The sequence below is a fragment of the Mesoflavibacter sp. CH_XMU1404-2 genome, assembly GCF_037029465.1.
In the GTDB taxonomy this organism is placed as follows: Bacteria; Bacteroidota; Bacteroidia; order Flavobacteriales; family Flavobacteriaceae; genus Mesoflavibacter.
Genome location: NZ_JAYMEM010000026.1, coordinates 151,365 through 175,351, shown reverse-complemented (window position 1 = coordinate 175,351; position 23,987 = coordinate 151,365). Strand labels below are relative to the sequence as shown.

26 protein-coding genes and 1 tRNA gene are annotated in these 23,987 nt (G+C 32.0%); 22 read left to right on the top strand and 5 right to left on the bottom strand.

Features of this window, described 5'->3' with window-relative positions:
* Positions 1-15 precede the first annotated feature (15 nt).
* From WA327_RS09215 to WA327_RS09140, 16 genes are all read left to right on the top strand, one after another.
* Positions 16-1,440, top strand: a complete 1,425-nt coding sequence (locus WA327_RS09215) for an SDR family oxidoreductase (RefSeq protein WP_336068938.1) — start codon at positions 16-18, stop codon at positions 1,438-1,440.
* 4 nt (positions 1,441-1,444) lie between these two features.
* Entirely contained in the window at positions 1,445-1,582 is a 138-nt protein-coding gene (locus WA327_RS09210; RefSeq protein ID WP_336069841.1) for a DUF2256 domain-containing protein, read from the top strand.
* The gene (locus WA327_RS09205; protein WP_336068935.1) at positions 1,555-2,865 is read left to right on the top strand and encodes a DASH family cryptochrome; all 1,311 of its coding nucleotides are present in this window, start codon (positions 1,555-1,557) and stop codon (positions 2,863-2,865) included. The genes WA327_RS09210 and WA327_RS09205 overlap by 28 nt, the downstream gene beginning before the upstream one ends.
* A 3-nt stretch (positions 2,866-2,868) precedes the next feature.
* The gene (locus WA327_RS09200; RefSeq protein WP_336068933.1) at positions 2,869-4,401 is read left to right on the top strand and encodes a cryptochrome/photolyase family protein; all 1,533 of its coding nucleotides are present in this window, start codon (positions 2,869-2,871) and stop codon (positions 4,399-4,401) included.
* Positions 4,401-5,885 (top strand): deoxyribodipyrimidine photo-lyase, encoded by a 1,485-nt coding sequence (locus WA327_RS09195; RefSeq protein ID WP_336068931.1) that lies wholly within the window; start codon positions 4,401-4,403, stop codon positions 5,883-5,885. The genes WA327_RS09200 and WA327_RS09195 overlap by 1 nt, the downstream gene beginning before the upstream one ends.
* Positions 5,886-5,990: 105 nt before the next feature.
* Positions 5,991-6,425 carry a hypothetical protein gene (locus tag WA327_RS09190; protein ID WP_336068929.1) on the top strand — a complete coding sequence of 145 codons (435 nt, stop codon included), beginning with the start codon at positions 5,991-5,993 and terminating at the stop codon, positions 6,423-6,425.
* Positions 6,418-6,696: a TIGR03643 family protein gene (locus WA327_RS09185; RefSeq protein WP_129761666.1), complete on the top strand. Its 279-nt coding sequence runs from the start codon at positions 6,418-6,420 to the stop codon at positions 6,694-6,696. The genes WA327_RS09190 and WA327_RS09185 overlap by 8 nt, the downstream gene beginning before the upstream one ends.
* Positions 6,697-6,754: 58 nt before the next feature.
* Complete coding sequence (gene folE, locus WA327_RS09180; protein ID WP_336068926.1) at positions 6,755-7,450, top strand: GTP cyclohydrolase I FolE; 696 nt, start codon at positions 6,755-6,757, stop codon at positions 7,448-7,450.
* A 3-nt stretch (positions 7,451-7,453) separates the two neighbouring features.
* Positions 7,454-7,675, top strand: a complete 222-nt coding sequence (locus tag WA327_RS09175; protein WP_336068923.1) for a hypothetical protein — start codon at positions 7,454-7,456, stop codon at positions 7,673-7,675.
* 2 nt (positions 7,676-7,677) lie between these two features.
* Complete coding sequence (locus tag WA327_RS09170; protein ID WP_336068921.1) at positions 7,678-8,361, top strand: SDR family oxidoreductase; 684 nt, start codon at positions 7,678-7,680, stop codon at positions 8,359-8,361.
* Positions 8,362-8,365: 4 nt separating this feature from the next.
* The gene (locus tag WA327_RS09165) at positions 8,366-8,827 is read left to right on the top strand and encodes a TspO/MBR family protein (protein WP_336068919.1); all 462 of its coding nucleotides are present in this window, start codon (positions 8,366-8,368) and stop codon (positions 8,825-8,827) included.
* 30 nt (positions 8,828-8,857) lie between these two features.
* Positions 8,858-9,319, top strand: a complete 462-nt coding sequence (locus WA327_RS09160; protein WP_336068916.1) for an SRPBCC family protein — start codon at positions 8,858-8,860, stop codon at positions 9,317-9,319.
* Positions 9,320-9,381: 62 nt separating this feature from the next.
* Positions 9,382-10,686 (top strand): deoxyribodipyrimidine photo-lyase, encoded by a 1,305-nt coding sequence (locus tag WA327_RS09155; RefSeq protein WP_336068913.1) that lies wholly within the window; start codon positions 9,382-9,384, stop codon positions 10,684-10,686.
* A 148-nt stretch (positions 10,687-10,834) separates the two neighbouring features.
* Positions 10,835-12,097 (top strand): DNA cytosine methyltransferase, encoded by a 1,263-nt coding sequence (locus tag WA327_RS09150; protein WP_336068910.1) that lies wholly within the window; start codon positions 10,835-10,837, stop codon positions 12,095-12,097.
* Positions 12,094-13,173, top strand: a complete 1,080-nt coding sequence (locus tag WA327_RS09145; RefSeq protein WP_336068907.1) for an HpaII family restriction endonuclease — start codon at positions 12,094-12,096, stop codon at positions 13,171-13,173. Before WA327_RS09150 ends, WA327_RS09145 begins: the two co-directional genes overlap by 4 nt.
* Before the next feature lie 116 nt (positions 13,174-13,289).
* The gene (locus tag WA327_RS09140; protein ID WP_336068905.1) at positions 13,290-14,957 is read left to right on the top strand and encodes a formate--tetrahydrofolate ligase; all 1,668 of its coding nucleotides are present in this window, start codon (positions 13,290-13,292) and stop codon (positions 14,955-14,957) included.
* A gap of 285 nt (positions 14,958-15,242) precedes the next feature.
* On the opposite strand, the gene murA is transcribed toward WA327_RS09140, so the two are convergent.
* The 3 genes from murA to WA327_RS09125 all read right to left on the bottom strand — a co-directional run bounded on the left by murA (position 15,243) and on the right by WA327_RS09125 (position 17,575).
* Positions 15,243-16,559 (bottom strand): UDP-N-acetylglucosamine 1-carboxyvinyltransferase, encoded by a 1,317-nt coding sequence (gene murA, locus WA327_RS09135; RefSeq protein WP_336068903.1) that lies wholly within the window; start codon positions 16,557-16,559, stop codon positions 15,243-15,245.
* Positions 16,560-16,567: 8 nt separating this feature from the next.
* On the bottom strand, positions 16,568-17,209 hold the full coding sequence (locus WA327_RS09130) for a DUF4290 domain-containing protein (RefSeq protein WP_336068900.1): 642 nt from the start codon (positions 17,207-17,209) through the stop codon (positions 16,568-16,570).
* Positions 17,210-17,281: 72 nt separating this feature from the next.
* Positions 17,282-17,575 (bottom strand): DUF493 family protein, encoded by a 294-nt coding sequence (locus tag WA327_RS09125; protein ID WP_336068898.1) that lies wholly within the window; start codon positions 17,573-17,575, stop codon positions 17,282-17,284.
* 89 nt (positions 17,576-17,664) lie between these two features.
* Between WA327_RS09125 and WA327_RS09120 the strand changes: the two genes are divergently transcribed.
* The 5 genes from WA327_RS09120 (at position 17,665) to WA327_RS09100 (ending at position 22,212) form a co-directional block, all read left to right on the top strand.
* On the top strand, positions 17,665-18,207 hold the full coding sequence (locus WA327_RS09120; RefSeq protein WP_336068896.1) for an ATP-binding protein: 543 nt from the start codon (positions 17,665-17,667) through the stop codon (positions 18,205-18,207).
* Positions 18,207-20,111 carry a RecQ family ATP-dependent DNA helicase gene (locus WA327_RS09115; RefSeq protein WP_336068895.1) on the top strand — a complete coding sequence of 635 codons (1,905 nt, stop codon included), beginning with the start codon at positions 18,207-18,209 and terminating at the stop codon, positions 20,109-20,111. The genes WA327_RS09120 and WA327_RS09115 overlap by 1 nt, the downstream gene beginning before the upstream one ends.
* Position 20,112: 1 nt before the next feature.
* A complete protein-coding gene (fmt, locus tag WA327_RS09110) occupies positions 20,113-21,060 on the top strand; it encodes a methionyl-tRNA formyltransferase (RefSeq protein ID WP_336068893.1) in 948 nt (315 codons plus the stop codon).
* Positions 21,061-21,255: 195 nt separating this feature from the next.
* Positions 21,256-21,528: an HU family DNA-binding protein gene (locus WA327_RS09105; protein WP_027878698.1), complete on the top strand. Its 273-nt coding sequence runs from the start codon at positions 21,256-21,258 to the stop codon at positions 21,526-21,528.
* A 123-nt stretch (positions 21,529-21,651) separates the two neighbouring features.
* On the top strand, positions 21,652-22,212 hold the full coding sequence (locus WA327_RS09100) for a YqgE/AlgH family protein (protein WP_336068890.1): 561 nt from the start codon (positions 21,652-21,654) through the stop codon (positions 22,210-22,212).
* Here the strand turns inward: WA327_RS09100 and WA327_RS09095 are convergent.
* The gene (locus WA327_RS09095; protein WP_336068887.1) at positions 22,209-23,051 is read right to left on the bottom strand and encodes an aminotransferase class IV; all 843 of its coding nucleotides are present in this window, start codon (positions 23,049-23,051) and stop codon (positions 22,209-22,211) included. The genes WA327_RS09100 and WA327_RS09095 overlap by 4 nt on opposite strands.
* 52 nt (positions 23,052-23,103) lie before the next feature.
* Complete coding sequence (locus tag WA327_RS09090; protein WP_336068886.1) at positions 23,104-23,490, bottom strand: START-like domain-containing protein; 387 nt, start codon at positions 23,488-23,490, stop codon at positions 23,104-23,106.
* A gap of 138 nt (positions 23,491-23,628) precedes the next feature.
* Here WA327_RS09090 and WA327_RS09085 point away from each other — a divergent pair.
* Positions 23,629-23,702 (top strand) — tRNA-Met (locus WA327_RS09085).
* Positions 23,703-23,987 lie beyond the last annotated feature (285 nt).

The following is a 23,987-nucleotide window of genomic DNA, read 5'->3' as shown; positions in this document are numbered from 1 at the left end:
AGTAAAAACCAAAACATGAGAATATTAGTAACAGGAGCAACAGGCTACATCGGTAAGCGCATAATCCCGTTACTTTTAGACCAAGGTCATACCGTTGTGTGCGCTGTTCGCGGAAAATTACGTACCGAAAAAAGATATTCTGAAGAGAAAAATCTTCATGTTGTCGAAGCAGATTTTTTAAAACCAGACACCTTAAAAAACATACCCAAAGATATAGATGCAGCATATTATTTGATACATTCTATGTCAAATTCGGTCGATAAATTTCATAAGTTAGAAGAAGAATGTGCGCTAAACTTCAAAAATTATATCGAAACGACTAACGTAAAACAAGTTATTTACCTTAGCGGAATTACCAACGACACCAAACTCTCAAAACATTTATTATCCAGAAAAAACGTAGAAGAAACTTTAAAATCTAATGTCTACGCATTAACCGTTTTTAAAGCAGGAATTATTGTTGGTTCTGGTAGCGCAAGTTTCGAAATTATTAGAGATTTAGTCGAAAAACTTCCCGTAATGATTGCGCCAAAATGGTTAAACACCAAAACACAACCTATTGGTATTAGAGACGTTTTAGCGTTTTTAACCAAGGGACTTGGTAAACAAGAATTGTACAACACATCTCATGATATTTTTGGTCCAGAAATTATTACCTACAAGCAAATGCTATTGCAGTTTGCCAACATAAGAAAACTAAAAAGACACATTATTACAGTTCCGGTAATGACACCAAAACTGTCAAGCTACTGGCTATATTTTGTAACATCAACATCTTACAAACTAGCCTCTTCTTTAGTAAATAGCATGGGTATTGAAATTATAGGAGAAAAAAGTAAAATCAATCAATTTTTAGAAATAAAACCAATGACGTATAAACAAGCGGTAGAAGTCGCTTTTGTAAAAATTGAAGGAAATGAAATTATCTCCAGCTGGAAAGACGCTTTTATAAGTAGCCGAAATAAAAAAAGAGTATCAACCAAATACTTGAAAGTTCCAAAATTTGGATGCTTCAAAGACATCAAAGAACGACAGGTAAAAGATGAAAACCGAACACTTGAAAAGATTTGGGCAATTGGCGGAGAAAATGGATGGTATTACGGTACAACACTTTGGAAAATTAGAGGTTATTTAGACAAATTGGTTGGCGGTATTGGCTTACGTCGTGGTCGTACCAATAAAACCGACATCAAAACTGGTGACGCCTTAGATTTTTGGCGCGTATTATTAGCAGATAAAGAACAAAAACGCCTTATCCTTTTTGCCGAAATGAAGTTACCTGGCGAAGCTTGGTTAGAGTTTCAAGTGGCAAAAGGTAAAGTTTACCAACGTGCTACTTTTAGACCACGCGGACTTTGGGGAAGACTCTATTGGTATAGCGTTTTACCATTTCACGGGTTTATTTTTAACGGAATGATAAATAAATTGGCCAATGCCTAAAGGAATTGAGAAACAAAATCTACCAACAAAAATTTGTCCCGTTTGCCAACTACCTTTTACATGGCGAAAAAAATGGGAGAAAAATTGGGACAATGTAAAATATTGTAGTGAAAAATGCAGAAGAAACAAGAGACAAGCCTAGTTTGGTTTAGAAACGATTTAAGAATTCACGATAACCTATCATTAGCAAATGCTATTAATAGTAATAATCGTGTTATCGCTTTATATTGCTTTGACCCAAGACATTTTGAAGTTGATCAGTTTGGCTTTAAAAAAACCGAAAAATACAGAGCAAAATTTTTAATTGAAACAGTAACCAATTTAAAAAATAATCTAGCTCAACTTAATATTCCATTATTCGTTTATACCATAAAACCTGAAAATTGTATTCCAGATTTGGTAGAAAACTATCAAATTAATCATATTTTTTTACAAGAAGAATGGACGCAAGAAGAAGTTGATGTGTTTAATAAGGTGAAAGAAAAGTTGCCTGAATACATTCAGATTTCAACAAGTTACAATCAGTTTTTATATCATCCAGAGGATATTCCTTTCAATATAGAACAACTACCTAAAGTCTTTACAGAATTTAGAAAAGCTTGTGAAAAACAAAGCGCAATAAGACCTGAAACTTCTTTAGCAATAGAAAAAGTAAATGAAGATACTTTAGAAAATCCAACTTCAATTCCTTCACTTTCAGATTTAGGTTTTGAAGATTTTGAAGTGCATCCAAATTTAGCATTTCCATTTAAAGGTGGAGAAACTGAAGCATTGAAACGTTTGGAAGATTATTTTTTCAACACAAAAAAATTAGGCGTTTATAAAAAGACTCGTAACGGATTGGTTGGTAAAGATTTTAGTTCAAAATTTTCTCCATGGTTAGCTAATGGAAGTCTTTCAGCTAAACACATTTATTACCAAGTCAAGCGGTTTGAAAAAGCATATTTTAAAAATGATTCTACCTATTGGCTTATTTTCGAGCTTATTTGGCGTGACTATTTTAAATATGTGTCATTAAAATTTGGCAATCAGATCTTTAAAATTGGTGGAATTTTAAACAAGGATTACGACTGGTCTAAAAATCAGCAAAAAATAAACGACTGGATTAATGGTAAAACGTCTGAACCTTTTGTAAACGCTAACATGATTGAGCTTAAAAAAACAGGTTGGATGAGTAATCGTGGTCGACAAAATGTAGCGAGTTATTTTGCAAAATCACTAGAATTAGATTGGCGCATTGGTGCAGCCTATTTTGAGAGTTTACTACTCGATTACGATGTGCACAGCAATTACGGTAACTGGATGTATGTTGCTGGTGTTGGTAACGACCCGAGAGACCGAAAATTTAACGTCAAACTTCAAGCAGATCGCTACGATAGTAACGGTAAATACCAACGTTTGTGGCTGCAAGACACTTTATTTTAGAACATGAAAACACTTAGACTTATACTTGGTGATCAATTAAACAGCAAACACAGTTGGTATAAAACCAATGATAAAAATGTGGTGTATTGTCTATTTGAAATGCGTCAAGAAACCGATTATGTAACGCATCATATTCAAAAAATAATTGGCTTTTTTGCTGCAATGCGTGCGTTTTCAAATCATCTTAAAGAGAATAATTTTAAAGTAGACTATTATAAACTAGACGATAAAAAAAATACGCAAGATTTAGTAGAAAATTTAAAACAACTCATCAAAAAACATGAGATTGAAAAGTTTGAATACCAATTACCAGACGAGTATCGCGTAGATCAACAATTATCAGAATTTTGCAAGTCTCTAGATATTGAATCTGAAGTGTTTTCAACAGAACATTTTTACACAGAACGTAATGATTTAAAGGACTTTTTTAAAGGTAAAAAGCAATATTTAATGGAGAATTTTTACCGCGATATGCGTAAAAAACACGACATTTTAATGGCTGGAAACCAACCTGAAGGCGGTAAATGGAACTACGACAAAAGCAACCGCAACAAATGGAAAGGTGAACATAAGATTCCTTCTTACAAATATTTTAAAAATGACGTTTCAGATATTGTTGAGCTAATTAAAAACAGTGACATCAAAACCATTGGTAACTTTGACACTAAAACGTTTAGTTATCCAATTACCAGAGCGCAAGCGTTAGATCAACTCAAATATTTCTGTGAAGAATTATTGATTCATTTTGGCGATTATCAAGATGCGATGCATACTAACGAAGTGTATTTATTCCATTCGCGACTGTCTTTTGCGATGAACATCAAGCTTATTTCAGCAAAAAATATTGTGGATACCGTTTTAAATTATTGGCGCAAACATGGCGACAATATTGATATATCTCAAGTAGAAGGTTTTATTCGTCAAATTATTGGTTGGCGCGAGTATATGCGCGGTATGTATTGGGCTTTAATGCCAGATTATAAAACCGAAAACCACTTAGAAAACACCAATAAACTTCCTGAGTTTTATTGGACAGGAAATACTAAAATGAACTGCCTAAAAAATGCCATAACCAACAGTTTAGATAATGGTTATGCGCATCACATACAGCGATTGATGGTAACTGGTAATTTTGCGTTACTCGCGCAAATTAAACCAGATGAAGTTGATGCTTGGTATTTAGGTATTTATGTTGATGCTTTAGAATGGGTACAATTACCCAACACACGTGGCATGAGCCAATTTGCAGATGGTGGAAAAATAGCTACAAAACCCTACGTTTCTAGCGGAAGTTACATTAATAAAATGAGTAATTATTGTGACAATTGCTATTACGATAAAAAGGAAAAATTAGACAAAAAAGCATGTCCGTTTAACAGCTTATACTGGAATTTTTTAGACGATAAACGCAGCATTTTAGGCAATAATCGTCGTATGGGCATGATGTACAGTTTACTAGACAAAATGGATAAAGACCAACTGGTAAATATCAAAAAACGTGCACAAAGTATTATAGAAAATCCTAATAACTTTTAATGAAAAACAACCTTAGTATAGTTTGGTTAAAACGCGACCTTCGTTTACAGGATAACGAAGCCATTACCAACGCCATAAACACAAACCAAAACGTGCTTCTCCTCTACACTTTCGAGGATTTTTTACTTCAAGACAAACATTACAGTCAACATCATTGGGATTTTATAAAACAGTCTTTAGAGGATTTAAATCAGCAACTAAAACCTTATAAGTCTAAAGTTTTAGTAGTTAATAATTCTATTGAAAATACAGTTGAGCAACTTCAAAAGCAATTCAACATTACACACGTGTTTTCTCACCTAGAAACTGGAATACTATCAACTTTTGAAAGAGATATCGCTTTCGCGAAATTTTGCCGAACTCAACATATTACTTGGATAGAAAACACTAATAACGGTGTACAGCGTGGACTAAAAAACAGAAACACTTGGTTTGAAGATTGGGATCATTTTATGATGCAACCAGAGTTTCAGTTTCAGCCAAAACAAAATCAGTTATTAAATATTACTTCAGTTGAAGCTTTAGAACTTCAGTTTAAAACTGTTTCAACAGAAACTATTCACAATAAAAACTTTCAAAAAGGTGGTACAACAACAGGAATAAAATACGTGCAGTCTTTTTTCAATAATCGCTATAAAAACTACATGTTTCATATATCAAAACCTTTAGAAGCCAGAACAGGTTGCAGCCGATTATCGCCATACATTGCTTGGGGAAATTTATCCGTGAAACAAGTCATTAATAGTGCATCAGAAGCTGTTAAAAACAAAAAACACAAACGTCATTTAAATGCTTTTGTATCGCGTTTACGCTGGCAAGCACACTTTATCCAAAAGTTTGAAATGGAACATACAATGGAATTTAAAAGCGTAAATAAAGGCTTTCATCAACTTGAAAAACCAGTAAACGTTGAGTTTCAAAATGCATGGAAAGAAGGCAAAACAGGCTTTCCGTTGGTAGATGCCTGCATGCGTTGTTTAAACACAACAGGCTATTTAAATTTTAGAATGCGTGCTTTAGTGGTTTCATTTTTCACACACAATTTATGGCAACCTTGGCAAGACTTAAGCGAACATTTAGCAAGCTTATTTTTAGATTTTGAACCTGGTATACATTACCCACAAATACAGATGCAAGCAGGAGAAACAGGTATAAACATGTTGCGAATTTACAATCCGTTAAAAAATAGTTTAGAGCATGATCCGGAAGGTAAATTTATAAAACAATGGGTTCCAGAATTAGCAAATTTAGAAGCGCCTTTTATACATAACCCAAGTGAAATGACCTATTTTGACCAACAAATTACTAGTTTTGAATTAGGTAAAGACTATCCTTTTCCTATTATCAATGAAAAGAAAACGCGCAAACAAGCAAGTGATATTTTATGGCAAATGAAAGAAGATACTCTTGTAAAAAAAGAAAGTTTACGCATCTTAAAACGACATACTTTAAGCGATCGTAGCAGAATGCTTCGCAACCGATAGATTTTAATTATCAAACATCAGAAAATAATATGTTAAATATTGTTTAACATATTTTTAAAAAGATTAAACATTTTGTAGATTTGGTTAGAATCAAATAACAAAATATTGCTTTTTAATACTTCTTATACCGATAAAGAAATCACTAAACAAATCAACAACTTGTTAGGTAAGCCTTTTTCGTTTTTCCAAGCGTTAAAATTAAAAGGTGTTGGTTCTAAACGAATGATTATTGACGAGGTTAGCCCAAACCTACATACCGTAATTAACTTGGTAAACGATATAAATTATGGAAGCATAGAGTTAAGACCAAAAGGCATTTTAATTCATATAGGTAAAGGTTTACAACGCTTTGCTTGGGCAATACCATATTACAGATTAGTGATTTATAAAACTAACGGTGCAAGCATACATGCAGACGGCAAATTTATTCATTTTAGAGAGAATAAAACCTTCAAAGAAAACAAGCAATTTTTTAAAAAACTATTGGATCAGAAAATAGAATTTGACGCACAATTTTCAACAATACCATATAATGAATAAGAATTTGACGATAAGGGAAATTGATAGAATAATAGAAATGGCTTGGGAAGATCGCACTACCTTTGATGCTATCGCTTTTCAATTTGGTTTAAAAGAACAAGAGGTTATTAATCTTATGCGTAGAGAGATGAAACCTAGTAGCTTTAGACTTTGGCGAAAACGTGTGCAAGGTCGTGCTACCAAACATCAAAAATTAAGATCTTTTGAAAAAGGAAGATTTAAATGCAGTAGACAAAAACAAATTACACACAATAAAATATCTAAACGATAGATATAACAACCTGCTTTGTTTCGATTTTATATTGAAAACAGCAATTAAAAAAGATGCTATGAAAAATGAAAAATTAGTAACTCCAACCAACGGACACAAATTAAATGGATTTTCGATTGAAGATATTGGTGATGACCATTTATTTACCAGTCTGGAAACACCAATGAAAAAAGATGCGTTTAAAATTTCTGATGAAGAAAAAAAGGAACGTATTTCAATTCTTTTTGAAGAAATTATGGACGTACTTGGTTTAGATTTAACCGACGACTCGCTAAAAGGCACACCACAACGTGTTGCAAAAATGTATGTTGAAGAAATTTTCTCTGGATTAAATCCAGCTAACAAACCAAAAATTGCATTGTTTGATAATAAATATCAATACAACCAAATGTTGGTAGAAAAAGATATTACATTTTACTCTAATTGCGAGCATCATTTTGTGCCAATTATTGGTAAAGCGCATGTGGCTTACATATCTTCAGGAAAAGTCATTGGACTATCTAAATTAAATAGAATTGTACAGTATTATGCTAAAAGACCACAAGTACAAGAGCGTTTAACCAACCAAATTGGTGAAGATTTAAAACAAATTTTAAATACAGAAGACGTAGCAGTAATCATAGATGCAAAACATCTTTGTGTATCGTCAAGAGGCGTAAAAGACGATACTTCTGCTACTGTAACTACTTTTTATAGCGGACTATTTACAAACCCGCAAAAAATATCAGAATTACAAAACTACTTAAAACAATAAGCCATGAGTACAATAGAAAAAGCACTAGAATTTGAGCAAACTAGTTTAAGATCTTTATCAACTAGTGATCGTGTAAAGTTATCAAGACAGGCAAAATCTTTAATCTTAGAATTGAACCAAATTTATAAGAAAAAGAAAGACCAAAAAATCATGGATTTAATGAAACGCTTAACCGCTATAAAACGTAAAGTAGAAAAACGTTTACCAACAACTGTAACTATATAATCATGAGTCATTTAGTTATTATTGGCGGAAGTAAAGGCATCGGAAAAGCCATTACTAAAAGCTTTTTAGAAACACATAAAGTCACAAATATTAGTAGAAATGAACCTGATTTTTCTCACGAGAATCTAACCCATCATTCTTGCGATATTTTAACTGACGATTTACCAGAAATAGACTATTTAGATCATTTAATTTATTGTCCGGGAAGTATTAATTTAAAACCTATCGGACGATTAAAATTAGACGATTTTAGAGCCGATTTTGAAATTAACGTTATTGGTGCTGTAAAAGCATTACAAAAATATGTTGAGCCTTTAAAAAAAGGTAATAATCCATCAATTGTATTATTTAGTACCGTAGCTACAAAATTAGGAATGCCTTTTCACGCCAGCGTTGCAGCATCAAAAAGCGCTGTTGAAGGTTTAGTAAAATCTGTTGGTGCCGAATTAGCGCCAACCGTTAGAATAAACGCTGTTGCGCCAACTGTGACCAATACAGATTTAGCATCAAAACTATTGCGTAACGAAAAGCAAGAAGAAAACATGCGCGAGCGTCATCCGTTAAAAAAATACTTACAACCAGAAGAAGTTGCCAATATGGCAAGCTTTTTATGTTCGGATAAAGCTTCTTCAATTTCGGGACAAGTTTTTGATTTAGACTGCGGTATTGTAAGCTTTAAAATTTAAACGTGTGAAAAAGCTAAAATACTTCATCTTTTTCCTGTTTATCAATTTTGGAAGCTTAGGTCTTGGCAGTTGGTTAATGGATAATGGACCACGATCAGACTGGTATATTAATTTAAATCAAGCACCTTGGACGCCACCAGGTTGGGTTTTTGGTGTGGCTTGGTCATTAATCATGCTGTGTTTTTCGGTGTATTTGATGTTTTTATTTATTAAAATAACATCAGAAAAAGCCAAAATTGCCTTTAGCATTCAAGTGTTTTTAAACATTATTTGGAATTTCATTTTCTTCAACCAACATTTAATTCTGTTAGGTTTAATCACCATTATTTTATTAACTGTAGTCGTATTTTATATCTTTTTCAGTTTAAAAAAAACAATGAAAAGTTGGAGTCTTTTATTACTTCCATACATAATTTGGCTATTAATTGCTACGTCATTAAACGCTTACATTCTCTTTAATAATTAAAAGTTTTCGCTTTCGCGGAAAAAGCTAACCATGAAAATTTACAGATTACATCAAAAGCAAAATTTACCAATTACCAAACAAGAAGCTTGGGATTTTTTGTCAGACCCAAAAAACTTAAAAGTCATCACGCCAGATTATATGGGATTTCATATACTTTCGGGAGCAGATAGACCAATGTTTGCTGGTCAAATTATTCAATATATTGTCACGCCAGTTTTAGGGATCAAAACAAAATGGGTAACGGAAATCACTCATGTTATTGATGGCGAATATTTTGTAGACGAACAACGTTTTGGTCCATATTCACTTTGGCATCATAAGCATTTTATTAAAGAAATTAATGGCGGTGTAGAAATGGAAGACATCATCGATTACAAAGTCCCAATGGGTATTTTAGGACAACTAGTACATCCTATTTTAGTCAAACCAAAACTGAAAGAAATCTTTGATTATCGCACCAAAAAACTGGAAGAACTATTTGGTAAATTTTAATCAGACAGACAAAAACACTAACTTTAAATACTTACAACTCTAGACACTTTAAGTAATCACAAATGAAACAACCTTTAAACATATTCTGGTTTAGACGCGACCTAAGATTAGACGATAACGTAGGCTTTTACAATGCTTTAAAAGCAGACAAACCTGTGTTACCTATCTTTATTTTTGATAAAGAAATTTTAAACGAATTACCAGAAGATGACGCAAGAGTAACTTTCATTTTTGATACATTGCAAAGCATGCGAAACACGCTTCAAGACGAACGTGACAGCAGCATTGCTATGTTTTATTGTACGCCAAAAAAAGTTTTTAAACAACTAGTTGAAGATTACGAAATAGACACAGTTTTTACCAATCACGATTATGAGCCATACGCAAAAACACGTGATACCGAAATTGAAGAATTATTAGCAAAAAACAACATCAATTTTAAAACTTTTAAAGACCAAGTTATCTTTGAAAAAGACGAAATTGTCAAGCAAGACGGCGATCCGTACGTAGTTTACACACCATACATGCGTACTTGGAAAGAAAACTTTAAAAACTACAACCTCAACATCTATTACACTAACGAGTATTTAGATAATTTGGTAAAAAATACCCGATTACCAAACGTATCCTTATCCGATATGGGTTTTAAAACCTCGTCACAAAAAATTGCAGATTATACAGTAACGCCAACGTTAATCCAAGAATACGAAGACAAACGAAATTTCCCTGCCAAAGACGCAACTTCAAAACTTGGTCCTCATTTACGATTTGGTACCGTTAGCGTGCGTAAAATGGTAAAAAAAGCAATTGCAGAAAAAAACGAAATCTTTTGGCAAGAGTTAATTTGGCGCGAGTTTTTCATGCAAATTTTATGGCATTATCCTAAAACACAAACAAAAGCATTTAAGTCTAAATACGACAATATTAAATGGCGAAATAACAAAGAAGAATTTGAAGCTTGGAAAACAGGAAACACAGGTTATCCTTTAGTAGATGCTGGTATGCGCGAGCTAAACGAAACTGGTTTTATGCACAACCGCGTACGTATGCTAGTTGGTAGTTTTTTATGCAAACATTTATTGATAGATTGGCGTTGGGGCGAAGCCTATTTTGCCGAAAAATTACACGATTACGAAATGGCAAGCAACGTTGGTAACTGGCAATGGGTTGCTGGATCTGGTGTAGATGCTGCGCCATACTTTAGAATCTTTAATCCAACAACTCAAATTGATAAGTTTGACAAAGACCACAAATACATTAAAAAATGGGTGCCAGAGTATCAAGAATTAACCTACGCGCAACCTATTGTAGACCACAAAGCTGCTAGAGAACGTTGTTTGAAGGTTTATAAGGAAGCGGTTAGTTAGAGTTTTGAATTTATCAAAAATCTTCTAAAAAACTTAAAATTTCAGTCAGATAATTGTTAAGAAGAATTGAAAAAACACTTTAAAATCAATTAAAAAATTTGCAAAAGACTTCTTATCTTGCAAGGAGCAAATTTTGAATTGAAAATAAATGTTAGACGAGAAAACATTAATAGAAAATATTGACGGGCAATTGTTTGAGATTAATATTATCGAACCAGAAAATCATAAACAGGCTTCATATTCTCACTACATATACAACCATAAAAATGGCGTTTCTCAATTTTTTAAAAAAGATGCTTTAAATTTTGTTAAAGATATTTTGTCTGAAAATTCAGAGAAAAAAATATCTACAGAGTTAGCTGAAGAAGCATTACAGTATTTAATTTTTAACAACAAAAATTCAATTCCTTTTCCAGCTAAAGAAAATCCAGATTTTAAATTTATAGACCTTTTCGCAGGAATCGGTGGATTTCGTTTGGCTCTTCAAAATTTAGGTGGAAAATGTGTTTTTACAAGCGAATGGGATAAATATTCAAAGAAGACTTACCGAGCCAATTTTGGAGAAATTCCTTTTGGAGATATTACAAAACCCGAAACAAAAAATTATATCCCAAATAATTTTGATGTACTTTGCGCAGGTTTCCCGTGTCAAGCATTTTCGATTGCTGGAAGACGTGGTGGATTTGAAGACACAAGAGGAACTCTATTTTTTGACGTAGCAGAAATCATAAAGAAAAAACAGCCTAAAGCAATTTTTCTTGAAAATGTAAAAGGATTAAGAAATCATGATAAAGGAAAAACGTTATCAACAATTTTAAATGTACTTCGAGATGATTTAGGGTATTATGTTCCAGAACCTCAAATTATTAACGCAAAAGAATTTGGTGTTCCTCAAAATCGAGAGCGAATTTTTATAGTTGGATTCCACAAAGATACTGGTATTAACGATTTTGAATATCCAAAACCAACAAATAAAGAAACAGTTTTGCAAGATGTTTTAGAACAAAACGAAGTTTCAGTTAAATATTATCTTTCAACAACTTATGTAGATACATTAAGAAAACACAAAGCAAGACATGAAAGTAAAGGAAACGGATTTGGCTATGAAATAATACCAAATAATGGAACTGCAAATGCTGTTGTTTGTGGTGGAATGGGAAGAGAAAGAAACTTAGTTTTAGATGATAGGTTAACAAATTTCAAACCTGTTACTAATATTTCTGGAGAAGTAAACCGAGAAGGAATTAGAAAAATGACGCCTCGAGAATGGGCAAGATTACAAGGCTTTCCAGACAATTTTAAAATAGTTGTTTCAGATGCTCAAGCATACAAACAATTCGGAAATTCGGTAGCAGTTCCTGCAATTCAAGCAACTGCCAAAAAAATAATAGAAAAACTTAAATACAAATGATAACAGGAAATAAAGGAGAATGGAGCGAAATTTATGCTCTTTTTAAGTTATTAGGTGACAAACAATTATTTCTTGGAAACAAAGACATAGAAAAATTAGAAGGTTTAGTTTATCCAATAATCAAAATACTTCGTACAGAAAACAACGGTAATTTTGAGTATTCAATACAAGATGAAATTATTTTAATTTCTGGTAATGAAGAAGTTTTAAAAATCCCAATTTCAGAATTTAAAGACAAAGCACTTTTTCTCTTAAATACAATCAAGAAAAATAATGAAAGGACTTTTTCTGTTCCAGAAATTGAGGAGTTTATGCAATCAATAAACTGTATTTCATTAAAAGCTAGTTCTTCTGCAAAAACTGATATTACAATTGTTGTTCACGACCAAAGAACCAATCAACAACCAACATTAGGGTTTAGCATAAAATCTCAACTTGGTAGTCCTTCTACTTTACTAAACGCTGGTAAAACGACAAATTTCATCTTTAATATTGTTGGGATTAACTTAACTAAAAATGAAATTAAGGGTATCAATTCAATTTCTTCGAGAAGCAAAATAATGGATAGGATTGTTCAAATTCAAAATAAAGGAGGAAAATTTGAATTCGTAAAAACAGAACGAAAAATATTTTCAAACAACCTAGTTTTAATAGACAGTTTGCTTCCAGAAATTTTATCGCAAATAGTTTTAGATTTTTATTCGAGTGAGTTCTCACATTTGACCGATTTGGTAAAAGAAACAGCTAAAAAAAATCCTTTGAATTTTGATATTGAAAACGAACATAAGTTTTATGAATATAAAATAAAACGTTTCTTGACTGATGTAGCACTTGGAATGATGCCTTCACAAGTTTGGACAGGACAATATGATGCTACAGGTGGTTATTTAATTATAAAAGATAATGGAGATGTTTTATGTTATCACATCTACAACAAAAATGAATTTGAGGACTATTTACTAAATAATACAAAGCTCGAAACTGCAAGTTCGTCACGACACGAATTTGGAGAAATTTACGAAGAAAATGGTGAGTTATTTTTTAAAATGAATTTACAAATTAGATTTATAAAATAGCCAGCAAAAAAAATCACATATAATTATTATAAATAAACCTTCTCCCAAACTCCTAACAAATATCATAAATCGCCTCCATAAGTTTTAATATTTTTATAGTGTTAAAACAAAGACTTATGACCGATTTACAAATATCAAAAACCGTAACCTTAAAACATATTTCAGACGTTTCAAAATCCTTTGGTATAGATCCAAACGAAATTGAAATGTATGGTAAATACAAAGCCAAACTGCCTTTAAAATTTATAGATAAAGACAAAGCCCAAAAAAGCAATCTTATTTTGGTGTCTGCCATATCGCCAACACCAGCTGGAGAAGGTAAAACAACCGTTTCTATTGGTTTATCAGAAGGCTTAAACCAGCTTAACAAAAAAACAACCGTTGTGCTTAGAGAACCATCTTTGGGTCCTGTTTTTGGTATAAAAGGTGGCGCAACTGGTGGCGGATACTCGCAAGTATTGCCAATGGAAGATATTAATTTACACTTTACTGGCGATTTTTCTGCAATTGAAAAAGCACACAATTTATTAGCAGCAATTATTGATAATAACATCCAAAGTAAAACCACATCGTTACACATAGACCCAAGAACCATTGGTTGGAAACGCGTTGTAGATCTTAACGATCGTGCATTAAGACGTGTTGTCATTGGTTTAGGCGGTACAACGTCTGGCGTACCAAGAGAAACTGGTTTTGATATTACTGCAGCTTCTGAGATTATGGCAATTTTATGTTTAGCAGAAAACCTAACCGATTTAAAAACCAGACTAGGTAATATTTTTGTGGGTTATACTTTTGATAAACAACCTATTTACGCCAAAGATTTAAAAGCTGAAGGTGCTATGGCGGCTTTACTAAAAGATGCTATAAAACCTAATTTAGTACAGACCTTGGAAGGTAATCCAGCCATTATCCACGGTGGACCATTTGCAAATATTGCTCAAGGTACCAATAGTGTTATCGCTACGTTAATGGGTATGTCACACTCAGAATATACGGTTACCGAAGCTGGTTTTGGCTTTGATTTGGGTGCAGAAAAATTCTTCGATATCAAATGTCAAAGCGCCAATCTAAAACCTAAAGCGGTCGTGTTAACCACAACTATTAGAGCATTAAAATATCATGGTGGCGCAGATTTAAAATCACTTACAACTCCAGATGTAAATGCTTTAAAAAATGGTTTACCTAATTTAGAAAAGCACTTAGAAAACATCGGTAAGTTTAATGTACCAGCTATAATTGCCATTAATAAATTTACTAGTGATAGTAATGAAGAAATAGAAGTCATTACCAAATTTGCTAAATCTAAAAACATCAAAGTAGCAGTTGCAGATGTTTGGGGGCAAGGCGGAATAGGTACTTTAGAATTAGCGCAAGCTGTTATAGATGAAGTTGAAAAAGGCTCTGCTAATTTTAAACCATTGTACAATTGGCAATCTAATGTAAAAGATAAAATTGAAACTATTGCAACCGAAATTTACGGTGCTGAACACGTAGATTACAGTTCTAAAGCCAAAGCTAATTTAAAAACCATAACTAATTTAGGACTTGAAAACTTGCCAATCTGTATTGCCAAAACTCAGAAATCGTTATCCGATAACCCTAAATTATTAGGACGACCAAAAGATTTTATCATCACAATAAGAGAAATTGAAATTGCTGCTGGCGCAGGATTTTTAATCCCTATAACGGGCGACATTATGCGTATGCCAGGATTACCTGCGCATCCAGCATCAGAAAATATTGATATTAATGATGATGGAGAGATTGTTGGGTTGTTTTAAAAATTGTCATATCAACAGAGCGAAGTATGAGCGACGAGATATCACAAAAGATAAGATTTCTCCTCGTACTTAATACGAAATGACATATAAATCTCTAGGAAAGATTCTTCGCTTTTGCTCTCAATGACAGAATTACTATAAAACAGCTACGCGTTTTAAGTTCAAACTCTCCAAATTTTCTAAAGAAAATTCACCTCTCTTTATCTAAAGAGAGGAACTTATCAGAATAAAAAAAGCGTCTAACCAAAATTAGACGCTTTTGTATTTATTTAAATAAAGAGAAAATTAATTGCCTTCAAAACGTTCAATTTTTGCTCCAATAGCTTTCAAACGTTCTACAATTTTTTGATAACCTCTATCTATTTGTTCAATATTATGAATGGTACTTGTGCCTTTTGCAGAAAGCGCAGCAATTAACAAACTAATTCCGGCTCTAATATCTGGAGAAACCATAGTTGTAGCTTTTAGCTGTGATTTAAAATCATGACCAATAACTGTTGCTCTATGTGGATCACAAAGGATAATTTTTGCGCCCATATCGATTAACTTATCCACAAAGAACAAACGACTCTCAAACATCTTTTGGTGTACAAGAACTTCTCCTCTAGCCTGCGTTGCTACAACCAAAACAATACTTAATAAATCTGGTGTAAAACCTGGCCAAGGAGCATCTGCTATGGTTAGAATAGAACCATCTATGTAGTTTTGTATTTCGTAACCATCGGTATGTGCAGGTATATGTATGTCGTCACCATGTTTTTCAACAGTGATTCCTAATTTTCTAAAGACGTTTGGTATTTGTCCTAAATCATCCCAACTTACATTTTTTATGGTAAGTTCTGATTTTGTCATTGCTGCTAAACCAATCCAGCTACCAATTTCAATCATATCTGGTAACATGGTATGCTCAGTTCCGCCAAGACTATCAACTCCTTCAATAGTTAATAAGTTAGAACCAACTCCTGAAATTTTTGCGCCCATTCTATTCAGCATTTTGCATAATTGCTGTAAGTATGGCTCGCAAGCGGCGTTGTAAATTGTTGTAGTTCCTTCTGCCAATACTGCAGCCATCACAATGTTTGCTGTACCTGTTACAGATGCCTCGTCTAAAAGCATATCGGTTCCTACTAATTTATCTGCTTCTACACCGTAAAAATAATCTTCACGGTTGTATCTAAATTTAGCGCCAAGATTTATAAATCCTTCAAAATGTGTATCTAAACGACGACGACCAATTTTATCACCACCTGGTTTTGGGATGTATCCTTTACCAAAGCGTGCTAATAATGGACCAACAATCATTATAGAACCACGTAAACCACGTCCTTCTTCTTTAAAAGCAGCAGACTCTAAATATTTTAAATCTAATTGATCAGCTTGAAAACTATAAGTGCCTTCAGAAAGATGTTCTACTTTAACGCCTAAGTTTCCTAATAAAGTTATTAGTTTATTGACGTCAATAATATCTGGAATGTTATTTATGGTGACTTTTTCTGGAGTTAATAAGACAGCACATAAAATTTGTAATGCTTCGTTTTTTGCTCCTTGAGGTTGAATGCTTCCTTTTAACTGGTGTCCACCTTCAATTTTAAATGTTCCCATAAATAAGTTTAGTATCTTTTTCGGTTTCTGTTATTCTTTTTATGTCCTTTTTTGTTGTTGGAATATTTTTTTCCGCTAGAGGCTTTCATTAAACTATTAGCATCTGTTAAATCTTCATCAGAGTTTTTAATGTTTAATTCGCCATTAGACAATTCAAATAAATGATCATAAATCACATCATCTTCAACGGTATCTTTATTCCAATTTAAGAAGCATTTTTTCATGTGATTAGCAATTGTATACACTAATGCTTCTTTCATTTCACCTTCTTCCCATGTTCTAGCAACGTCAATCATGGTTTTAATATTGTTTCCGTAAAAACGATATTTAGGGAAATTTTGAGGATAATCTAAAGGCACAGGACGTTGCATTAGCTCTTCTTGTGAAGGCTTTTCGAACGGAGAATCTGCGTCTAGTTCAAAATTAGACATGATAAATAATTGATCCCAAAGTTTATGCTGAAAATCTGGCACATCACGCAGATGTGGTTGCAAATTACCCATTACAGCTATTATAGCTTTGGCTACTTTATTGCGTTCTTCTTTTGTTTCTCTTGATTTTGCGTAGCTAATCATTTTTTGAATATGTCTACCATACTCAGGAATAATCAAGTGTTCACGCTCTGTGTTGTACTCTAAATTGTCTATCAAAATTAAATAAGTGTAGTATTTATATATTTTGCATTTGAAGTTTCTAATGCAGTTGCAAAATACAAAAAAAAATTAAAGGCTTATTACGCCTTCAATTTTTTCTCCGACCTCTTTATACTTTTCTATAACATGGTCAGGATTTTTCATTTTTACGCTAACCGAAACGCTGGTATATTTACCATTGCTAGATTCTTTTGTATTAATTACTGCGCCCATGTTATCAAAAATAATTTCTACGTGTTCTATTTTTGATTTTTCTGTTTGCACAATAAATTTATACAAATATTCTGTAGGCCACATTGCGGTATCTTGCAATTGGCTTTTTAATTTAGCGTAAAATTCGTCTTTATTTGGTATATTATCCATAGCGTTATTATAAGTCGCAAATATACCAATTTGTTTACATTTTTTTTTAAAGAATTTAATTCCGATTTTTACACTTTAATTTACAGACTTTGATTACAAAAAAAATAGTTATTACTGGCGGACCAGGAACAGGAAAATCTTCAATTATTAACGAGCTTACAAAACGTGGTTATACTTGCTACGAAGAAATCTCTAGACAAGTTATTTTAGACGCAAGAAAAGATGGTGTTGAGCAATTATTTTTAACCAAACCTTTATTATTTAGCGAGTTATTATTAAAAGGAAGAGAACAACAATATGTAGAGGCAGAAAACAGTGATAACGAGTTTGTATTCTTAGATCGAGGTATACCAGATGTTGTTGCATATATGGATTATGCTAACGAAAGTTATCCTGAAAATTTCATTACTTCATGCCAAGAAAACACTTATGATTATGTGTTTATTTTGGCTCCTTGGCAAGAAATTTTTAAAAGTGATAACGAACGTTATGAAAATTTTGAACAAGCAAAACAAATTCATGATAGCTTACTAGAAACCTATAAAAAGTACGACTATCACTTACAGGACGTACCTTTTGGAAGTATAGAAGAAAGAGCTAAACATATTTTAAACGTTGTAAAAGCCTTGTAATGCAACATCCAATAAACATATTAGAGCGTTATTGGAAATTTACATCGTTTAGACCTTTACAAGAAGAAATCATAAACGCTGTTTTAAATGGCGAAGACGCTTTTGCACTACTTCCAACTGGTGGCGGAAAAAGTATTTGTTTTCAAGTTCCTGCTTTAGCTAAAGAAGGTATTTGTATTGTCATTTCCCCGTTAGTGGCGTTAATGAAAGATCAAGTTAGAGCCTTACAAAATAAAGGTATCAAAGCAATTGCATTAACTAGCGGAATAAAACCTGCTGAAATTGATACCCTTTTAGATAATTGTATCTACGGAAATTATAAGTTTTTATACCTATCTCCAGAACGTTTACAACAAGAACTAGTACAAGACCGAATTAGACAAATGAATGTTAATCTAATTGCGGTAGACGAAGCACATTGCATAAGCCAATGGGGAAACGATTTTAGACCAGCCTATAAAAACATAACATTATTAAGAGAATTACAGCCAAGCGTTAATGTTATAGCGCTTACAGCTAGTGCAACGCCAAATGTAATTGACGATATTGTAACCGAACTTGATTTTTTAGACCCAAAAATCTTTAAGCAATCCTTTTACAGACCCAATATAGCTTACATGGTTTTTGAGGAAGAAGATAAGTTCTTCCGTTTAGAAGCTATTTTAAATAAAAACAAACAATCTTCTATTATTTATGTTAGAAACAGAAGATTAACTATTGAAATTTCTAACTTTTTAGAACAAAAAAACATTAGTAGCACTTTTTATCACGGTGGATTAAACAATACCGAAAAAGACCAACACCTTAATGATTGGATAAGTAATCAAAAACAAGTTATGGTGGCTACCAATGCGTTTGGAATGGGTATTGACAAAGCTGATGTAAAAACAGTCATTCATTTAAATTTACCCGATAGTATAGAAAATTACTTTCAAGAAGCTGGTCGCGCAGGAAGAGATAATGCCAAAGCTTTTGCTGTAATTTTAAAAAACAAAAATGACGATGCGCTTTTACATAAACAATTTATAAGTGTATTGCCAACTGTAGATTTTGTAAAAGCTGTATATAGAAAATTGAGTAACTATTTTCAAATTTCTTATGGTGAAGGCGCTTACCAAACTTTTGAATTCAATTTTAATCAATTCTGTAAAACATATAATTTTAATCCTGTAACAACTTATAACACACTACAAACATTAGACAGAACTAGTGTTATTGCATTAAGCAAACAGTTTAATAATCGTACTGAAGTACAGTTTATTATACCTAACAAAGCGCTGTTTTCTTATTTAGAAACCAATAAACAACTTGCTACCATCGTTAAAGCTATTTTAAGAACCTACGGTGGTATTTTTGAGCATCAAACCAAAATAAACAACAGTTTAGTCGCTAATAAAGCAAATGTTAGTGAAGAGCAGCTTTTTATGGCTTTAAAGCAATTAGAAAAAGATGAAGTTATTACGCTTAACATTCATAAAACAGATGCACAGATTACTTTTATCGAACCAAGAGAAGACGATAAAACCATTAACCGAATTGCAAAAACCATAGAGCAACAAAACGATTTAAAGAAAAAACAAGTCAAAGCCGTTTTAGATTACGTTAATAATAATGACGTTTGCAAAAGCATTCAACTACTATCCTATTTTGGAGAAAAAGAATTAGAAGAATGTGGGATTTGCTCTGTCTGCATTAAAAAGAAAGATGTTTCAGTTAAAGCGACTTCAGCAGACATTAATAAAGAAATTATCAAACAATTAGAATTTGGTCATTTAAGCTCTAAAGACTTATTTAAAACGTTACCTTTTTCTGAAGAACAAATAAACAACACATTAAAAAAGATGTTAGAGCGTAACATAATTGAAGTTACTGCAACAAACACTTATAAATTAAAACATTTATAAAATGAAAGATTTACGAATAGTATTTATGGGTACGCCAGATTTTGCTGTGCAAACCTTAAAAACCATATTAGAACATAATTATAATGTAGTTGGCGTGATTACAGCTCCAGATAGACCAGCAGGTCGTGGAAGAAAGTTAAATGAAAGCGCTGTAAAAACCTTTGCAAAAGAAAAAGGGCTACACATTTTACAACCAACTAATCTTAAAAGTGAAGATTTTTTAGATGAATTAAAATCGCTAAACGCCAATCTACAAATTATAGTAGCATTTAGAATGTTACCAAAAGTAGTTTGGGATATGCCAGAATATGGCACATTTAATCTTCACGCTTCATTATTACCAAACTATCGCGGTGCAGCACCAATAAATTGGGCTATAATAAATGGCGAAACCAAAACAGGTGTTTCTACATTTTTTATAGATGAAAAAATTGATACAGGAGAAATGATTCTTCAAAAAGAAGTAGAAATAGATCCAAAAGAAAACGCTGGTAGCTTACATGACAAATTAATGCAAGTTGGTAGCAATCTAGTAATAGACACAATTAAACTAATCGAACAAGGAAATGTAAAAACAACACCTCAACCAGAAGACGCGATTAGCAAAACAGCCTATAAATTAAACAGAGATAATTGTAAAATTAATTGGCAAGTAAATTTAGACCATATATATAACCAAATTAGAGGCCTAAGTCCATATCCTGCTGCGTGGTGTATTTTAAAAAATGAAGACGAAGAATTAGACGTAAAAATCTATAAAGCTGAAAAAGAAACCGAAAATCACAATTTAGCAATAGGAACGGTAATTTTTGACAAATCCTCAATTAAAGTAGCTGCAAAAGGCGGGTTTATATCAATCCTTGAAATTAAGCTTCCAGGTAAGAGAAATATGGATGTAAAATCACTTTTAAACGGATTTTCTTTAAGTGAAAATGCAAAAATGCTGTAAAGCCTTATTATCACTGATTTTATTAAAAAAAGTAAAAAAACAAGCTTCTTTATTAACAAAAGGCGCAACTTATTAACAAAACAACCTATTTCCCTTACTATTACTTGCATAGTAGCATAATCCGTATAAATTTGTAGAAGGATTTAACAAAAAATATGTTTAATCAACTATTTATTAATAATTAAAATTAAAATTATGAACAAAACAGATTTAATCGACGCAATGGCGGAGCACGCAGGAATTACTAAAGCAGCAGCTAAAAAAGCTTTAGAGTGTGCATTAATCGAAATTGAAGGAGCTTTACAAAAAGGAAACAGAGTTTCTTTAGTAGGTTTTGGATCTTGGTCAGTTACTAGAAGAGCTGCAAGAGAAGGAAGAAACCCTCAAACTGGAAAAACTATCAAAATCAAAGCTAAAAACGTTGTTAAGTTTAAAGCTGGATCTGATTTAGCAAACGCTGTAAACTAGTATTTGCATAAAATAATTACCAAAAAGCCTTCTTAAAAGAAGGCTTTTTTTGTGTTTATACTTCATTATAATTGGTATTTAAACAAAATAATATTACATTTAATAAAATAATCCTTTTAATTTATGACTACAACCAAACCAAAAAAGGGTGATTTATTAATTGCAGAACCTTCTATAATAGGTGATATTTCATTTAACAGATCTATAGTTTTACTTACAGATCATAACGAAGAAGGCTCTATTGGTTTTATACTAAACAAGCCCTTAAACTACACAATTAAAGATTTAATACCAGAACTTGATGTTTCTTTTAGAGTTTACAATGGTGGACCTGTAGAACAAGATAATCTTTACTTTATTCATAAAAGACCAGATTTAATACCTGATAGTATTGAAATATCTTTAGGTATTTTTTGGGGCGGAGATTTTAATGTGGTTGCAGAACTTATTGCTGAAAACAAAATTGATCAAAAAGACATAAAATTCTTTTTAGGATATTCTGGTTGGGATATTAATCAATTAGAAGACGAATTAAAATCTAACGCATGGGTTGTTACCAAAAACACTTATGAAAAAGATATTATTGAAAAAGACTACGAAACCTTTTGGAAAGAAAAAATGTTAGAGCTAGGAGGCGATTATTCTATTTGGTCTAATGCACCAGAAAACCCAAGCTACAACTAACTTAATCTTACCTTTACATTCAGCTTTTGCAGTAATGCTTTTGCTACATCTGTCTTAAATTGCTTTTTTCTATATTTTGATACTGGTTGAATACCTGTTATTACATTAGTAATAAACATTTCGTCTGCTTTTTGGATTTCAAAAGGAGAAATTGAAGTTTCTTCTAAAGTATATTCGTCCATCAAATTAATAATTTCTATCAACTGCTTTCTTATAATTCCTTTTAAACAACCATCTGATAGTGGTGGAGTTTTTATTGTATTTCCTTTGACTAAAAAAACATTTCCATTTAAAGCTTCAACTACACTTTTATTAGTATTTATTAACAAACAATTATCTAACTTATTTTCTTTTGCATAAATACTACCTACAATATTTATAGCTTTGTTGTTAGTTTTTAAGGTCGAAATTAAGCTAGGCGATACATAAAAATCTTTAAATAGATCAACTTCATAATTGCCTTCATTTAATAAATAGAAATCTTGATCTAAAGCTTTTACTGAAACTATAAATTCAACATCATTACTTTCTGGTTGATACAAACCACCTTCTACTCTATGCACCTGTAACTTAACGCGGCTAGTAGCATTGTCTAATTGATTTGCTTTTAAGGTTTTTAAAATTTCATCTTGAAGATACTCTAAAGTAAAGGTCATTGGTATTTCCATACGCATAATACGCATGGATGCCATTAGTCTAAAATAATGATCTTCAAAAAAAAGAAGCTTACCGTGTACTGCTTTTATGGTTTCAAAAAGTCCGTCACCAAAAGCGTATGCACGATTATTATTAGTTATTACTGTTTTTTTACCTTGTAAGTTTCCGTTAAAATTAATCATAAAAAAAGTCCCAAATTTCTTTGGGACAAATATAATTTAATTGTTACGATTTTTATGCAGAACCTAAGACTTGTTTTAAATCAGAAATTTGATTAGTCCATAACATTTTTGCTTCTTCCACTTCATCTTCTTCAGCAAAATCTGTTATCATTAAAGATACATCTTTAGTTATTTCGTCTACCTGAATTCTAATTTCAAAATAATATGGCTCGTCTTCATCATCCATCCATCTAAATTTTACACGTTCGCCAGATTTTTTTGTAAGTAAATTTGCTTGTTCTTCTGCCCCATCCCAAATAAACTTAAATAATTCTCCTCTAGAGTTTACGTTATCTGCAAACCATTCTGATAATCCTGATGGTGTTGAAATATACTGATATATAAGCGACGGTGACGCATGAATAGGAAATTCTAACTCATACTTTATTTTTTCTTCCATTTATTTTTTCTTGAAAATTATTACTGCCCAATATATACATTAATTAACAAGTTTAGAAATCATTTTAAAAAATATTTAATTTTAAAAATAATGTTTGCTTGATTTAATATTGTTGTTATATTTGCACCTCCAAAATATGGCGAGGTAGCTCAGTTGGTTAGAGCGTTGGATTCATAACCCAGAGGTCACGAGTTCAAATCTCGTCCTCGCTACAAGAAAAAAGCTAAGATGTACGTCTTAGCTTTTTTTATTTTAAACCCTATAGCACTTTATATTACAGTATTATTTTTAGAGCATAACCTTATTTTTAATAAGATTTAACTTATTAAAAAACAGCTATTTAGTATAAATTTGTAAGATTTTTAATGAAATGAATGTTCAAATGAATAAATTTAACATTTTGTAATTATCTAATTATCAGAGAAAAAGCAAATATTAAATGTATTTTATCGAAAATTTATGCTTTTTATAGATAATTTAATATAATCTAATATACA